Annotated in this window: 12 protein-coding genes; 7 read left to right on the forward strand and 5 right to left on the reverse strand. The window is 69.7% G+C overall.

Annotated features, from left to right (window positions below; genetic code table 11):
* The first annotated feature begins 133 nt into the window (after nucleotides 1-133).
* Nucleotides 134-1,939, forward strand: coding sequence for a flavin-containing monooxygenase (locus ACFYY1_RS08250; protein ID WP_388582421.1), 1,806 nt, complete (start codon nucleotides 134-136; stop codon nucleotides 1,937-1,939).
* A 64-nt stretch (nucleotides 1,940-2,003) separates the two neighbouring features.
* Here ACFYY1_RS08250 and ACFYY1_RS08255 read toward each other — a convergent pair whose 3' ends face one another.
* A complete protein-coding gene (locus ACFYY1_RS08255; RefSeq protein ID WP_388582424.1) occupies nucleotides 2,004-2,570 on the reverse strand; it encodes a Uma2 family endonuclease in 567 nt (188 codons plus the stop codon).
* A 230-nt stretch (nucleotides 2,571-2,800) separates the two neighbouring features.
* Here ACFYY1_RS08255 and ACFYY1_RS08260 point away from each other — a divergent pair, with 230 nt between their 5' ends.
* Nucleotides 2,801-4,837: a thioredoxin domain-containing protein gene (locus ACFYY1_RS08260; protein ID WP_388582427.1), complete on the forward strand. Its 2,037-nt coding sequence runs from the start codon at nucleotides 2,801-2,803 to the stop codon at nucleotides 4,835-4,837.
* Between the two features lie 40 nt (nucleotides 4,838-4,877).
* Here the strand turns inward: ACFYY1_RS08260 and ACFYY1_RS08265 are convergent, their stop codons facing one another.
* Complete coding sequence (locus ACFYY1_RS08265; RefSeq protein ID WP_388582430.1) at nucleotides 4,878-5,519, reverse strand: TetR/AcrR family transcriptional regulator; 642 nt, start codon at nucleotides 5,517-5,519, stop codon at nucleotides 4,878-4,880.
* A gap of 63 nt (nucleotides 5,520-5,582) precedes the next feature.
* Entirely contained in the window at nucleotides 5,583-6,281 is a 699-nt protein-coding gene (locus ACFYY1_RS08270; RefSeq protein WP_388582432.1) for a hemolysin III family protein, read from the reverse strand.
* Nucleotides 6,282-6,493: 212 nt separating this feature from the next.
* Here ACFYY1_RS08270 and ACFYY1_RS08275 point away from each other — a divergent pair, with 212 nt between their 5' ends.
* Both ACFYY1_RS08275 and ACFYY1_RS08280 read left to right on the forward strand, forming a co-directional pair.
* Entirely contained in the window at nucleotides 6,494-8,350 is a 1,857-nt protein-coding gene (locus ACFYY1_RS08275; RefSeq protein ID WP_388582435.1) for a phosphoenolpyruvate carboxykinase (GTP), read from the forward strand.
* A gap of 244 nt (nucleotides 8,351-8,594) precedes the next feature.
* Nucleotides 8,595-10,385, forward strand: a complete 1,791-nt coding sequence (locus ACFYY1_RS08280; protein ID WP_388582438.1) for an Ig-like domain repeat protein — start codon at nucleotides 8,595-8,597, stop codon at nucleotides 10,383-10,385.
* Nucleotides 10,386-10,476: 91 nt separating this feature from the next.
* On the opposite strand, the gene ACFYY1_RS08285 is transcribed toward ACFYY1_RS08280, so the two are convergent.
* Complete coding sequence (locus ACFYY1_RS08285) at nucleotides 10,477-11,475, reverse strand: hypothetical protein (protein ID WP_388582441.1); 999 nt, start codon at nucleotides 11,473-11,475, stop codon at nucleotides 10,477-10,479.
* Between the two features lie 384 nt (nucleotides 11,476-11,859).
* On the opposite strand from ACFYY1_RS08285, the gene ACFYY1_RS08290 reads away from it, so the two are divergent.
* From ACFYY1_RS08290 to ACFYY1_RS08300, 3 genes are all read left to right on the forward strand, one after another.
* Nucleotides 11,860-12,582 carry a peptidylprolyl isomerase gene (locus tag ACFYY1_RS08290; protein WP_388582444.1) on the forward strand — a complete coding sequence of 241 codons (723 nt, stop codon included), beginning with the start codon at nucleotides 11,860-11,862 and terminating at the stop codon, nucleotides 12,580-12,582.
* A gap of 182 nt (nucleotides 12,583-12,764) precedes the next feature.
* A complete protein-coding gene (locus tag ACFYY1_RS08295; RefSeq protein WP_388582447.1) occupies nucleotides 12,765-14,183 on the forward strand; it encodes a DUF2079 domain-containing protein in 1,419 nt (472 codons plus the stop codon).
* Between the two features lie 44 nt (nucleotides 14,184-14,227).
* Complete coding sequence (locus tag ACFYY1_RS08300) at nucleotides 14,228-15,343, forward strand: glycosyltransferase (protein WP_388582450.1); 1,116 nt, start codon at nucleotides 14,228-14,230, stop codon at nucleotides 15,341-15,343.
* 124 nt (nucleotides 15,344-15,467) lie between these two features.
* Here the strand turns inward: ACFYY1_RS08300 and ACFYY1_RS08305 are convergent, their stop codons facing one another.
* A complete protein-coding gene (locus ACFYY1_RS08305; RefSeq protein ID WP_388582453.1) occupies nucleotides 15,468-15,872 on the reverse strand; it encodes a hypothetical protein in 405 nt (134 codons plus the stop codon).
* Nucleotides 15,873-15,967 lie beyond the last annotated feature (95 nt).

Consider the following 15,967-nt stretch of genomic DNA (forward strand, 5'->3'; position numbering starts at 1 on the left):
GAGGTGCGAAAGCCACCTGGCCGAATGTCGCCGTGCCACCGGACTCCAACCGGACACTGCTGTCCGGTACTTGCTACGGTAGCGGACCGCCGCTCGTCCGGGGCGGTTCCAACGCCAAGGATCGAGGCCCGACATGACGACCCATCAAAGTTCGGCTCCCGACGTGCTCGCGGAGCTGCGACAGCGCTACCGCCTCGAACGCGAGCGGCGCGTCCGGCCCGACGGTGTCGGTCAATACCGTGATGCCGACGCCGAGTTCGGCTATTACGCCGCCGATCCGTACACGGTGGGGACGGGCGAGCGCGAGCCGCTCCACGACGCCGTGGACGTCGCCGTGATCGGCGGTGGATTCGGCGGCATCCTCGCCGGGGCACATCTGCGGCGCCACGGCGTGGAGCGTGTCCGGATCGTCGAGAAGGGCGGCGACTTCGGGGGCACCTGGTACTGGAACCGCTACCCGGGCGTCCACTGCGACATCGAGTCCCACGTGTACCTGCCGATGCTCGACGAGACCGGTTACGTACCGGAGTGGAAGTACGCCCCCGGCGACGAGATCCGCCGCCACGCGGTACGGATCGCACGGAAGTCCGGCCTCTACGCGGACGCGCTCTTCTCCACCGCGGTCACCGCTCTGACCTGGGACGAGGCCGGTGAGACATGGATCGTGGCCACGGACCGCGGTGACACCTTCCGCGCCACGTACGTCATCAACGCCACCGGCACCCTCACCGACCCGAAGCTCCCGGGGATCCCCGGGATCGAGGACTTCAAGGGCCACACGTTCCACACCTCGCGGTGGGACTACTCCTACACCGGCGGCACCCCGGAGGGCGGCATGACCGGCCTCGCGGACAAGCGGGTGGGCATCGTCGGCACCGGCGCCACCGGCGTCCAGGTCATCCCGATGCTGGCCGAGGACGCCGCGCACCTCTACGTCTTCCAGCGCACCCCCTCCACCGTGGACGTACGGGCCAACCGCCGCACCACCGCCCAGGACGTCGGCGCCGACCGCGAGGGCTGGGCCCGGGAACGACGCGCGAACTACCTCCGCATAGTCTCCGGCGAGCACGCCGACGAGGATCTCGTGGCGGACCGGTGGACCGCTTCGGCGGGCCTGCTGGAGAAGCTCCTGCCGAGCTTTCGGCGCCAGGGCGACCGAAGGGCTTTCGAAGCCGCCTACGAGGCCGCCGACGCCGCCAAGATGGACGAGCTCCGCGCCCGTGTCGAGCAGACCGTGACCGACCCGGAGACGGCACAAAAGCTCCAGCCCTGGTACCGCTACGCCTGCAAACGCCCCACCTTCTCCGACCTGTACTACCCGGCGTTCAACCGCGACGACGTCACCCTGGTCGACACCGCCGACACCCACGGCATCGAGCGCGTCACCGAACACGGCGTCACGGTCGGCGCCACCACGTACGGACTCGACTGCCTGATCTTCGCCACCGGATTCAACGTCGGGACCTCCGGAATCCACTCGGGCAAGCTCCCCGTCCACGGCCGGGGCGGCGTCCGGCTGCTGGACAGGTGGGCGCAGCGGGGCCCGCGCACGCTCCACGGCTTCACCAGCAACGGCTTCCCGAACCTGATCCAGATGGGCTCCCTCCAGAACGCCAGCAGCGTCAACTTCACCCACATCCTGGACGAGCAGGCCGTCCACGCCGCCGCCCTCGTCGCGGCCGCCGAAGCCGAGGGCGCCCTCATCGAACCGTCCCCCGAGACCGAGGACGCCTGGACAGCCGTCCTGGCCGAGGGCGCCCCCGACCACGAGTGGTTCCACGCCGAGTGCACCCCCGGCTACTACAACCGCGAGGGAAGGGGCCGGCCCAACGGCCCGACCGCCTACCCGCACGGGGCCGTCGCCTTCCACGAACTCCTGGAGCGGTGGCGCGCCGAGTCCATGGGCGAAGTCCTCCGGGCCAGGACCGGTCGGGCTTAGGGCCTTCCGTCCGGATCGGGCCGGATCGGGGAGCGGGGTCTGGCACGCCCCTGCCCCGTTTCTGTCAGATGGTTCCCAGGTCGACAGTGACGGGGAAGGGTGCGGCGGCCTTGATCACGCCGGTGAACATCTCACCGTCCCTATAGACCTTGGTGGCGTGGTCGAGAACGTAGGTGTAGATGATCGGGACGCCGGTGGCGGCCTGCTCGACCCGCCAGTAGAAGGGGATGCCGGCCTTGGCGTACTGGTCCACCTTCACGATCCGGTTAGTGGTCTCCGATCCGGGCGACACGACTTCGACGACCAGGAGTACGTGCTCGGGGCGGGTGGGCGTGAGGTCGATGGTCTCCGCGCGGTAGACGATGACGTCCGGACGGTGGTTGGTGAGCGGAACGTCCTGCAGGCGGACATCGAAGTCCGTGTCGGCGCTCCAGTCCGGGCCCGCAGCGGCGTCCAGGGCATTGGCCAGGACCCGAGCCAGCCGGTTGTGCCGTTTGGGGGCGCTCGGGCTCACGACGACCATCCCGTCCACGATCTCGATGCCGGCGCACTGCTCCTCGGACCAGGAGTCGTACTGATCCGCGCTGATCTGCGTATGCATCCACGCGGGCGCCACCATCTCAGCGGTCATGGTGCACCTCCTTCGAGGAGCCTCGGCAGGTCCAGCGCTGCTGCGCTCAACCTACTGTTCCGGGGTGTCGGACCGCCCCGACTCGGACGAACGCCGGGAAGAGGCCGACGCCGACCCCGAGGGGGAGGAGCCGCCCACCACGTGATGGCTCACAAGTGCAATTCAGCCGAGCGAGGCGGGCTCGCGAGGGTTTCATCGGTCGTGCCAGGCGCTGTGAGAGGCTGGTCCGTATGAACCGGTTGGCTGGTGTGACCTCGCCGTATCTGCTTCAGCATGCTGACAATCCGGTCGATTGGTGGCCGTGGGGACCCGAAGCCTTCGAGGAAGCAAAACGGCGCGATGTCCCCGTGTTCCTGAGCGTCGGTTACAGCGCCTGCCACTGGTGTCACGTCATGGCGCACGAGTCCTTCGAGGACGACGATGCCGCCGCGTACATGAACGAGCACTTCGTGTCCGTCAAGGTGGACCGCGAGGAGCGGCCCGATGTGGACGCCGTCTACATGGAGGCGGTGCAGGCCGCCACGGGGCAGGGCGGCTGGCCCATGTCGGTGTTCATGACGCCGGACGGCGAGCCGTTCTACTTCGGCACCTACTTCCCGCCCGAGGCCCGCCACGGCATGCCGTCCTTCCGGCAGGTGCTCGAAGGCGTGCACAGCGCCTGGACCGGCCGGCGCGCGGAGGTCGGGGAGGTCGCCGAGAAGATCACCCGCGACCTGGCGGGGCGGCAGCTGGACCACGGGGCCGGCGGGCTCCCCGGTGAGGCGGAGCTCGCGCGGGCGCTGCTGGGCGTCAGCCGGGAGTACGACCCGGAGAGCGGCTGGCTCGGCTCCGGTGACACCAGGTTCCCGCCGAGCATGGTGATCGAGTTCCTGCTGCGGCACCACGCCCGGACGGAGTCCGAAGGGGCGCTGGAGATGGCCGAGGGGCTGTGCGGCGCCATGGCGCGGTCGAGCCTCTTCGACCAGCTGGGCGGGGGCTTCCACCGGTACGTGCTGCGCCAGCGGCCCGGGGGCGCGCTCGTGCCGCACTTCGAGAAGATGCTCTACGACAACGCGCTGCTCTGCCGGGTCTACGCGCACCTGTGGCGGGCCACCGGCTCGGAGCAGGCCCGCCGGATCGCCCTGGAGACCGCCGACTTCATGGTGCGCGAACTGCGCACCGCCGAGGGCGGTTTCGCCTCCGCGCTCGACGCGGACAGCGAGGACGGCGCGGCCGGCGACGGGCGGCACGTCGAGGGCGCGTACTACGTGTGGACGCCCGAGCAGTTGCGGGAGGTCCTGGGGGAGGAGGACGCGGCCTTCGCCGCGGAGTACTACGGGGTGACGCGGGAGGGCACGTTCGAGGAGGGATCCTCGGTGCTCCAGCTCGCGCCGGAGGGCGCCGGGGCGGACCCGGACCGGGTCGCCCGGGTGCGGGCCACGCTGCTGGCCGCCCGGGAGCCGCGCCCGCGCCCCGGCCGGGACGACAAGGTGGTCGCCGCCTGGAACGGTCTGGCGATCGCCGCGCTCGCCGAGACGGGGGCGTACTTCGACCGGCCCGACCTCGTCGAGCGCGCCACCGAGGCCGCCGACCTGCTGGTACGGGTGCACATGGGCGACGTCGCCCGGCTGGACCGTACGTCCAGGGACGGGCGGTCCGGCGGACACGCCGGGGTCCTGGAGGACTACGGCGACGTGGCCGAGGGCTTCCTCGCGCTGGCCTCGGTCACCGGCGAGGGTGCCTGGCTGGAGTTCGCCGGCTTCCTGCTCGACATCGTGCTCCAGCACTTCACCGGCGAGGGCGGTCAGCTGTACGACGCGGCGGACGACGCCGAGCAGCTCATCCGCCGCCCGCAGGATCCCACCGACAACGCGACCCCGGCCGGCTGGACGGCGGCGGCCGGGGCGCTGCTCTCGTACGCCGCGCACACCGGCTCCGAGGCCCACCGCACCGCCGCGGAGGGCGCGCTCGGCGTGATCAAGGCGCTCGGGCCGCGCGCTCCCCGGTTCACCGGCTGGGGGCTCGCGGTCGCGGAGGCCCTGCTCGACGGGCCGCGCGAGGTGGCCGTCGCCGGACCGGTCGGCGGCGAGCTGCACCGTACGGCGCTGCTCGGCACGGCGCCGGGCGCGGTGGTGGCGGCCGGGGAGACGGGCGGGGCCGAGTTCCCGCTGCTGGCGGACCGGCCGATGGTGGACGGGGCGCCGACGGCGTACGTGTGCAGGCACTTCGTGTGCGATGCGCCGACGACGGACGCGGGGGAGCTGGCGCGGAGCCTCGGCGGCCGCTGAGGACCGGCGGCCGGCCGGGGGCCGTTCCCCGCCCCGGCCGTCACAGCCGCAGGCCGTGCTCCAGGGTGTCCAGGGCCTGGCCGATCAGCGCGACGAGGTCGTCCTCCTGGCCGTGCTCGCCCCAGTACAGCGTCACCTCGCGCAGCGTGCTCAGCACCGCCGCGACGCACACCCGGACCGCCAGGTCGCCGGGCGCACGGCCGCTGCGGGCGGCGAGCGCGCCGGCCAGCACCTCGGCGGTGCCCGACATGCTCTCCGCCATCCGGCCCCGGACCGACGGCACCTCCACCATCAGCCGGGTGCGCTGCCGGAGCTCCTCCTCCCCGGTCGCCAGGAACGCCGCGAGCGTGCCGGTCAGGACGTGCCGGAGCGACTCCAGGGGCGGCTCACCGGCCGGGCGGCGGCGCAGGGCGGTCTCCAGGACCAGGTCGTACTCGTCGGTGAGGACGATGTCCTCCTTGGCCGGGAAGTACCGGAAGACGGTGCTGGGCGACACCTCGGCGGCCGCCGCGATCTGCTCCACCGTCGTCGCGTCGTACCCCTGCTCGGCGATCAGCCGGTACGCGGCCTGCCGGATCGCGATCCGGGTCCTGAGCTTCTTCCGCTCGCGCAGCCCCGGCCGCGGCTCCGCGACCGGAGCCGGAACGGAAGGGGTACGGGAGGTGGCGGCCATGGCCGTCATTGTCCGGCATCGGCGGGGCGCCGGCACCGGTCGGGACGCCGCTCAGTGGTGGTTGGACGCCGCTCAGTGGTGGTTGTAGGCCACCAGCGAGATGCCGACGTAGTGCACCACGAAGGCCGCCAGGGTCAGCGAGTGGAACACCTCGTGGAAGCCGAACCAGCGCGGCGAGGGGTTGGGGCGCTTGATGCCGTAGATGACGCCGCCGACGCTGTAGAGCAGCCCGCCGACGACGACCAGCACCAGCACGGCGATCCCGCCGGTGCGCATGAAGTCCGGCAGGAAGAAGACCGCGGCCCAGCCCATCGCCAGGTAGCAGGGCGTGTAGAGCCAGCGCGGCGCGCCGACCCAGAACACCCGGAAGGCGATCCCCGCGGCGGCGGCCGCCCAGACCGCCCACAGCAGCGGCGTCCCGGTGGACTCGGGGAGCAGCAGCAGGGTCAGCGGGGTGTACGTGCCCGCGATGATCAGGAAGATGTTGGCGTGGTCGAGCCGGCGGAGCACCGCCTCGCCGCGCGGGCCCCAGGTGCCCCGGTGGTAGAGCGCGCTCACACCGAACAGCAGGCACGCGGTCAGGGTGTAGATGCCGCAGGCGATCCGGCCGACGGCGCTGTCCGTGAACGCGATCAGCACCACCCCCGCGACGATCACTGCGGGGAACATCCCGGCGTGCAGCCAGCCGCGCAGCCGCGGCTTGACCGGGACGGGGTCGGACTCGGCTGGTTCCAGCCCGGCGGGCGCGGGCGCGGCGGCGGCAGCAGTCATTCCCGCATCGTACCTACGCGACCGTAGGTAACCGATACGAGTGGCAATGCTCACGTGTGCGCCCCCCTGGACATATGGGCGAAACGGTCGGATGATCAAATGAGTGCGGTCGGCACCGGATGAGCGCCAACGGGATTCGAAGGGGTAGAAGCATCCGGGTCGCAGCCCCCACGGGGCAACTACCAAACAGACACCCTCAACAAGGAGCGATCGTGGCGCGCGACATCGCGGCTCCCCTCACCGTCCCCACCGAGCACCAGGCCCTCATTACCTGGGTGAACGAGATCGCAGCGATAACGGAGCCGGACCGGGTGGTCTGGTGCGACGGCTCCGAGGCCGAGTACGAGCGCCTGTGCGGGGAGCTCGTGGCCAAGGGCACGTTCACCAAGCTCGACGAGACCAAGCGCCCGAACTCGTACTACGCGGCGTCCGACCCGAGCGATGTCGCCCGCGTCGAGGACCGTACGTTCATCTGCTCCGAGAAGGAGGAGGACGCCGGCCCGACGAACCACTGGAAGGCCCCCGCCGAGATGCGGGCCATCTTCACCGGGGAAGAGGGAAACAGCTTCACGGGCGAGAAGGGTGTCTTCCGCGGCTCGATGCGCGGTCGCACGATGTACGTCGTCCCGTTCTGCATGGGCCCCGTCGGCTCCCCGCTCTCCGCGATCGGCGTCGAGATCACCGACTCCGCGTACGTCGCCGTCTCGATGCGCACCATGACGCGCATGGGGCAGGCCGTCCTGGACGAGCTCGGCACCGACGGCTTCTTCGTCAAGGCCGTCCACACGCTGGGCGCGCCCCTGGAGGAGGGCCAGGAGGACGTCCCGTGGCCGTGCAACTCCACCAAGTACATCTCGCACTTCCCCGAGGACCGCGAGATCTGGTCCTACGGCTCCGGCTACGGCGGCAACGCCCTGCTCGGCAAGAAGTGCTACGCGCTGCGCATCGCCTCCGTCATGGCGCGTGACGAGGGCTGGCTCGCCGAGCACATGCTGATCCTCAAGCTCACCCCGCCGCAGGGCGAGGCCGAGGCCCCCAAGTACATTGCGGCCGCGTTCCCGTCGGCCTGCGGCAAGACCAACCTCGCCATGCTGGAGCCGACGATCCCCGGCTGGACCGTGGAGACCATCGGCGACGACATCGCCTGGATGCGCTTCGGCGAGGACGGCCAGCTGTACGCGATCAACCCGGAGGCGGGCTTCTTCGGCGTCGCGCCCGGCACCGGTGAGCACACCAACGCCAACGCCATGAAGACGATGTGGGGCAACTCCGTCTTCACCAACGTCGCGCTCACCGACGACGGCGACGTGTGGTGGGAGGGCATGACGGAGACCGCTCCGGCCCACCTCACCGACTGGAAGGGCAACGACTGGACGCCCGCGTCCGACACCCCGGCCGCCCACCCCAACGCCCGCTTCACCGTCCCGGCCGGCCAGTGCCCGATCATCGCGCCCGAGTGGGAGGACCCGAAGGGCGTGCCGATTTCGGCGATCCTCTTCGGCGGCCGCCGCGCCTCGGCCGTCCCGCTGGTCACCGAGTCCTTCACCTGGCAGCACGGCGTCTTCCTCGGGGCCAACGTGGCCTCCGAGAAGACCGCCGCCGCCGAGGGCAAGGTCGGCGAGCTGCGCCGCGACCCGTTCGCCATGCTGCCGTTCTGCGGCTACAACATGGGCGACTACATGAACCACTGGATCAAGGTCGGTGCCGACAAGGACCAGTCCAAGCTCCCGAAGATCTACTACGTGAACTGGTTCCGCAAGAACGACGCGGGCAAGTTCGTGTGGCCCGGCTTCGGTGAGAACAGCCGCGTCCTGAAGTGGATCGTCGAGCGCCTCGACGGCAAGGCCGAGGGCGTCGAGTCCCCGATCGGCATCCTGCCGGCCAAGGGCTCCCTCGACACCGACGGCCTGGACCTCTCCGAGTCCGACCTGGACTTCCTGCTCAACGTCGACAAGGAGGTCTGGCGCGAGGAGGCGGCGCTGGTCCCCGAGCACCTCAACACCTTCGGCGACCACACTCCGAAGGAGCTGTGGGACGAGTACCGCGCGCTGGTCGAGCGCCTGGGCTGATGCCCCCGGGCGCACCCCGCGCGGGGTGCGCCCCGCACACCCCCGCGGCCGGGCCTCGGACGTCCGCCCTGACCTGTGGGGTCAACAGCCCGCCGCGGTCCGGCCGGCCCCCGGAATCCCCTCACGATTCCGGGGGCCGCCCCTTTTCATGGCTTTCCTGCCCCCTTGTGCCCCTTGTGGAGAACCACCGGGCATCGCCTTGATCTTGCGCACGGCACCTCCACAAGATTCGATATTCCTTCACATGTCCCCGGCTTGGTCGGCCGGGGACCAGCAGAGCCTGTGGGGGACTCAGTTGAGAAGGAATCAGCACCGCATACGCATCGCGGCGACGCTTGCCGCGCTGACGCTCGGCACCGCGGGGCTCACCGCCCTCGCGCCGTCCGCCGCCCTCGCGGCCGACGGCCCGGTGGCCGGTGACACCGTGGCCAAGCTGCCGATCTCGTCGTACTCGGCCATGGTCGTCGACTCGGCGCACGAGCGGGTCTACATCACCGACGACCGCCGGGACCGGGTGGCGAACCAGGTCCATGTCTACAACTTCCAGGGCCAGAAGGTCGGTTCGCTGCCCACCGGCACCGCACCGTCCGGGATGGCCCTGAGCGCCGACGGCGGCACGCTCTACGTCTCGCAGTCCTCGGGCATCCTCGTGTTCGACACCGTGACGCAGCAGCGCACCGGCTTCACGTTCACCGCATACGACGTGGGCTGCCCGCGCGATGTCGCCTTCGCGGGCGGCAAGGAGTGGCACACCGAGACGCCGTACTACTCCGACTGCGACACCCGCACCACCTGGCTGTACGGCACGAGCGGGACCCAGCCGACGAACACCGGATGGAACGGCGCGGGCCGGCTGCGGCTGACCAGCGGCCCCGAGGTCCCGGACCGCATCGTGATGGCGCAGACCCGCAGCCCCGGCGAGGCCGACCCGTTCCTGACCACCCTCGACGCGAGCGGCGACACGCTCGTGCGCGGCCCGGAGCGCCGGTTCGCGGACGCCGAGGGCCGGGGCGCGCTCGATGTGCGGGACACGGCGCAGTCGCCCGACGGGCGGCGGATCGCCGTCGCCGACGCCGCGTACGGCACCCGGCTGCTGGACGCCGCCGACCTGTCCGACGCGCCGGCCGGGTACCAGCCGCTGCCCGAGGGGGCCGTGGCGTCCGCCGTGGCCTTCAGCGGCGACGGCACCCACATCGCCCGGGGCGCCGCCGCGACCGGGAGCACGGCCGACCTGCTCGTGCAGGCGGCCGACCCGGCGGCCGGTACGGCCCCGCTGGAGTTCGCCTACGAGGGTGCGCTCGACGGGGACCGGATCGCACCGCGCGGGCTCGGCTGGTCGAAGGACGGCTCACGGCTGTTCGCCGTCACCACCAACACCTACGGCAACGAGTACTGGCTGCATGTCATCCAGCCCCCGGCCGCCCAGTACGACTCCCGCTTCACCGGCGCGCTCTCCACCACCCCGGGCCGGCCCGTCGTCGGCGAGCCGGTCGGGATCAGGGGCCGGCTGGAGCTGGACGGACCCGCGCCCGCCGAACCGGTCAGGGTGTCGGCGGTACGGCACGACGCGAACGGCGACCGCAAGCTCGCCCCCGTCGAGGTCGACGCCGACGGATCGTTCACCGTCCTCGACGTGCCGTCGCTGGTCGGCGAGGCCACCTACACCGTCTCGTTCACCGGTGACGTCACCCACCGTCCGGCCGAGGACGCCACGCTCGCCGTCACGGTCGACAAGGCCCCGACCACCATCGCCCTCACCGCTCCGGCGGAGGCGACGAAGAGCGCCGGGCTGACGATCACCGGCACCCTGACCGGCCAGGGGCGGCCGCTGCCCGCCGGGATCACCCTGTCCGTGGTGCGCACCGACCGGAAGGGGACCGGCACCCTGACCTCGGCCGCCGTCGCCGCCGACGGCACGTTCACCATCAACGACCTGCCCCGCGCCACCGGTTCGGTGACGTACGAGGTCGGCTACGCCGGTGACGCCCTGCACAGCGGATCGACGGCATCGGCGACGGTGCGGGTGCGCGTCTGACGAGAGGCGTTCCGACACGCACGTGTGCCGTGCCCCGATCATCCGGGGCACGGCACACTTCAGAGGGGTCCGGGCGAGGTCAGGGCCGCTTCTAGCTCTTCGAGAGTCCCTTCTCGGTTGCGTCCACGACCGGCTTCGTCGCCCTGTTGCCGGTGAGGCTGTTGATCAGCTCGTCCATCAGGCTGGACTGCTCGCTCGGGCTCAGCGGCGCTTCGTTCCTGAACGGCGGCGCGGCGGCGCTGAAGCCCGGAGAGTTCGGCAGATCCGTTACTTCCACCCACTGCGACCCTTCGGCGGGGCACACAAGGGTTTGCCCGTTGGCGGCGCAGTGCAGGGTGAAGACGTCACCATCGGTGGTGATGATCTTGTAGAAGGCGTCAGCCCCCTGGGCACCGTCGACCGAGATGCCGCAGACGGTCTTGTTCGAGGGGAAACCGGTGATTGTGCTCAGGTCTCCCCAGCCCGGGGTGTTCATCGACCCGTGGGTGATGTTTCCATTGTTCGGGCCGCCGGCCGCCGGCCTGGTGTCGCGCTTGCCGTAGAACGGCACCCCGTTGAAGAGCGCGCCGAGGAACTGCTCCTCGCCGTTGGGCCGCACCGAGTCGACATTGACGCACGGCCCAGCCGCACCGGTGGCGCCGGTCGCACCGGTGTGACCGGTCGGGCCGGTCGGTCCGGTGGGTCCGGTCGGTCCCGTTGCACCGGTGGCGCCGTTCTCACCGTTCTGGCCGGTCGGGCCGGTCGGGCCGGTCGGTCCGGTGGGTCCGGTCGGTCCCGTTGCTCCGGTGGCGCCGTTCTCACCGTTCTGGCCGGTCGGGCCGGTCGGTCCGGTGGGTCCGGTCGGTCCGGTCGGTCCCGTGGCACCGCGCGGACCCGTCGGCCCGGTGGGCCCGGTGGGGCCGCGCTTGCCCTTCTCCTTGTCCTTCTCCTTCTTCCTGCACTCGTCCCTGTCGTGCTTGTGCTTGTGGTGCTCGCACTTGTCACCGCCCATGAGTACAGGCCGGTTCGTCTCGCTCGGAGAGAAGGTGTTCTGGGCGGACGCCATCACGGGGCTGGCGAAGCCCAGCACGACGAGGCTCAGCGTTGCCATCGCACCGCCTGCCAGCCACCGGTGACCGCGGGGCACCGGGCCCAGACGTGAGGGGGTCCTGTTCTCAGGACTCATGAGTTTGCTCCTTGGGGAACCGAACGGAGTGGTCTGATGAGGCATGCGGAGCCTCTGACGCAACACTCGGGTGCATATGCAAGAAAGTGGGCGAGGCGCACCAGACGTTCAGGCGATCGGCAGAATGCGGAAGGGGGCCGAAAGAGTATGAGCCCCGAAGAGTTGGGCCATGCAGCCCCGTAGTGGTTTCAGTTCCGAGTGAGTGTCGGTGCGGTCGAAGCGCGGACGGATGGATACGCTCTGCGTGCTTTATCGGCTCCCACTTGTCAAATTGAGGCTCGAATGTCCGTCAGGGATTTTCAAGGAAAGATGAATTTCTTCACCAGGGCCAGGAAACGCGTGGTCAAGGTGGCGGCGGTCGCGCTCGCCGTATCCGCGACGTGTTCAGGGCTGACATGGGCGGCGGTTTCCCTGACGGGATACAGCGTCGACGCGAAGCCTCCGGTCACGTGCTCATACAAACTCACCGGTGGCGCAAAGCCCGTGGGAGTTCCCGCTTTCGATGCATCGGCCGCTGCTCGGCCATACACGGCAGAAATCGTGACCAACCGGGGAACCGTCACCTTCGAGGCCCTGACCGACAAGGCGCCCTGCACCACCAACTCCTTCTCCTTCCTGGCGCGGAAGGGGTACTACGACGGCAGCACGTGTCACCGCGTCACGACCCGAAGGCTTTACGTATTGGACTGCGGTGCCTCAGAGGAGAAAGGCGCGGCGGATCCGGGATATTTCTTCCAGGATGAAAATCTGGATGGAGCAGAATATTTGGCCGGCACCTTGGCGATGTCCAAGGCGGCTCCCGGCAGGAACGGCAGTCAGTTCTTCATCAGTTATGCCGATCCTGACATCCCCATGTCGTCCGAGTGGACTCCCTTCGGGAAAGTCGTGAGCGGAATGGATGTGCTGAAGGAGATCGCCGGCAACGGAACGCAGGACGGATCCTCCGACGGAAGACCGAAGAAGACTGTCGTCATCAAGTCGGTAACGGTGCGACAGGCATCGGTCAATGCCCCTCGCGAGAAGCGCGGGTGACTCCACCACGCCCCAGGTGTGCCGCTGTTCGGAGTATTCTGCGCGCGCACATGGCGGCTCAGAGCCCGGCCTTGAAGGCTGCTGGCATCTTGAGGTCCTCAGGGTCGGTTTCCCGGAAGGAATAAGTCATGCAAGCCCCACCCACCGACAGTGCCACGCTCCCGGTACAACAAAAATCAACTGTGGATGAAGGTTCGGCGGTCGAGCCGTCTCGGGGGAGCCGCTTCGACAGCCCGTGGTGGATCTGGGCCCTGGCGGCGGCGCTGTTCTTCACGTACGCGACGTTGTCCTTGAGCATCCATCAGCGCATGCTCTCCCACGGTTTCGACCTGGGAATCTTCGAACAGGTCGTCCGCTCCTACGCGCATGGGCACCTGCCCGTCTCCGAGATCAAGGGGCCGGACTTTCCCATCCTGGGAGACCACTTCTCTCCCATTCTGGCCCTGGTGGTACCCGTCTACTGGCTGTGGCCTTCGGCGATGGCCCTGCTCACGGTGCAGGCGGCGCTGATCGCCGCGAGCGTTCTGCCCCTGACCTTCTGGGCGCGCCGAGTGCTGGGCTCCCCCGCCGCCGCGGTCATCGGGGTCTGCTACGGCCTCTCCTGGGGTCTCGCGAGCGGGGTCGGCTCCGACTTCCATGAATGGGCCTTCGCCGTTCCCCTTCTCGCGTGCTCACTCACCGCTCTCGCGACGGGCCGGATGCGTGCCGCGGTCTGCTGGGCGCTGCCCCTGCTGCTGGTGAAGGAGGACCTCGGGCTCACCGTGGTCGTGATCGGCCTCGTCGTCGCCTGGCGTGGCGACCGCAAGCTCGGGATCACCACCGCCGCAGTCGGCCTGGCCGGGGCACTGCTGGCGACGACGGTCATTCTGCCGGCCTTCAGCCCGAGCGGGTCCTACGACTACTGGGGCTTCCTGAACGGCTCGGAAGGCAGTGCGGGCGGGCTGACGCATCTGCTGTACAGGAGCACGATCGGTCTCATCACCCCCGAGGTCAAGGTCACGACGCTCCTGTTCGTGCTGGTCCCGACCCTGTTCCTGGCCCTGCGGTCCCCGTTGATGTGGATCGCGGTGCCGACCCTGATGTGGCGGGCTGCCTCGGAGCTCAGTATCCACTGGGGCACCGTCTACCACTATTCGCTCACTCTGATGCCGATCGTCTTCGCGGCCTTCATCGACGCCTTGAGCCGACGGAACCCGAGCAGGAGCAGCGTGCGCCGGTACCTCGCCGGCTCCGCTGCGATCACACTCATGCTCCTGCCGCACTTTCCGTTCTGGCAGCTGGTCCAGCCGGCCACCTGGCGGGACGACCCCCGCATTGCCGCCGCCCACCGTCTGATGGACCGGATCCCCGACGGCGCCACGGTGCAGGCATCCAATCAGCTCGTGCCCCAGCTCACGAACCGTACGAGTGTCAGCCTCCACGGCTGGTCCGACAGCCGCCCCAATCCTCAGTGGATCATGGTGGACACCAAGGTGCCGTTCAGTCAGCGGTGGCCGCTGAACGTCCTTCAGGAGCAGCAGGCACTGGGCGCTGCGCGGGCACAGGGGTATCTCACCGTGAGCAATGAACAGGGCTTCGTACTGCTCAAGCGTCCGAGCTGACGTCACGTCGTCGGTCTTCTACCTCACCGATTTGGAGGTGACCCGTGAAATCAACGGTCTGCCTGAACATGATCGTCAAGAACGAGGCCCCGGTCATCAGACGATGCCTCGAATCCGTGCGCCCCTTGATCGACACGTGGGTCATCCTGGACACGGGCTCGACCGACGGCACCCAGGACGTCATCCGTGACGTCTTCAGCGATCTGCCCGGCGCCCTGCACGAAAGTCCATGGAAGGGATACGACGGGAGCCGCAGCGAGGCGATCGACCTGGCGCGCGCCGAAGCGGACTATCTGCTGTTCATCGACGCCGACGACGAGATGGAGGTGGAGCCCGGCTTCCGCATGCCGGAGCTGACCCACGACGCCTACCGGGTCGCACTGCACGACGGCCCCATCATCCACTGGCGCCCCGCTCTGGTCTCGACCCGGTTGCCCTGGCGCTATGTCGGCGTCCTGCACGAGTACATCGACTGCGGAACGTCGTACACCCTCGGGACATTCGAAGGCGCCAACATCCTCTCGGTGGGTGGTGGCGCACGCCTGAGAGATGAGGGAGTACGGAAGAAATACCTGCGCGACGCCAAGGTCCTTCAACAGGGTCTGATCAAGGAACCCGACAACTCCCGCTATGTCTTCTACCTCGCCCAGAGTTGGCGGGATGCCGGAGAGCCGAAGAGGTCGCTGGCCGCCTACGACCGCCGGGCAGGCATGGGAGGCTTCGCGGAGGAAGTCTTCTGTTCCCACCTCTACGCCGCACGGCTTGCGGCAGAGCTCGGCAAGCGGCCGACCGAGGTGATCGACCGCTACCTCCGCGCGCACGAAAGCCGTCCTTCTCGCGCCGAAGCGCTCGGTGAACTCGCGCGCTACTGCCGCACGAACGGCCAACGCTGGCCACTTGCGCACATGTTCGCGCAGCAAGCGGCGCAGATCCCGCACCCGGAAGACATTCTGTTCGTCGAGTTCGAGTGGTACGACTGGTGCTCGCTCGACGAACTCGCCGTAGCCGCTTACTGGACCGGAAACTATGAGGAGTCGGAGCGCTGCGGCCAACGCCTCCTCACGAGCGGCAAGGTGCCTCCCGAGCATCGCGACCGGGTGGTCGGCAACCTTGAATTCGCCCGGCAGAAGCTGGGTTCGAGGGAACTCGTGAACGCCTGACCGGAGCCGCCGCAGGACCGGAGCGGGGCCGGGCCCGGAGCCGCGCGGGCGGTCGTGTGCGGCCATGGGGTGGCATCGGGTGGCACCCGGCCCACGCGCCTCGACGGCACGTGGGCCGGGGCCGTCAGTGGGCGCCGACCAGCCGGGTCGAGGCGGCGGCGGGGGCGGCGAGCGCCGCGGTGTGGGCGTCCATCCGCTCGGCCGCGAGGATCGCGACGGCCGTGTCGGCGCGGGACGCGGCCACCACCAGTGCCCGGCCCGCGAGGGCGTGGGCGCGGCGGTGCAGTGCCGGTGCGGGTGCGTCGGTCCGGCCGGCGTGCCGGGCGGGCGGCGCACCGCGCAGCCTGGCGACCTGTGCGGCGATGCGGTCGCCCGCCTCGCCGATGCCCAGCTCGTCGGTGACCGCGAGGAGCGCGGCCAGGTGCCCGGCGAGCTGGATGTCCAGCTCTTCCTCACGGGAGCGGTGCGGGAAGTCGTCGGCGTGGTCGGCCGGTGTGTGGACCGATTTGGTGCGGATCGGTTCGTACATGGATGGCCTCCTGGTGTTGCAGTGGGACCATCCTACCTTGGATTAAGTCTAAAGTTGTCTGCGATCGATTCCCGGCTCCCGCGGAATCCTCGGCG

It is taken from the genome of Streptomyces sp. NPDC001890 (assembly GCF_042891445.1).
In the GTDB taxonomy this organism is placed as follows: domain Bacteria; phylum Actinomycetota; class Actinomycetes; order Streptomycetales; family Streptomycetaceae; genus Streptomyces.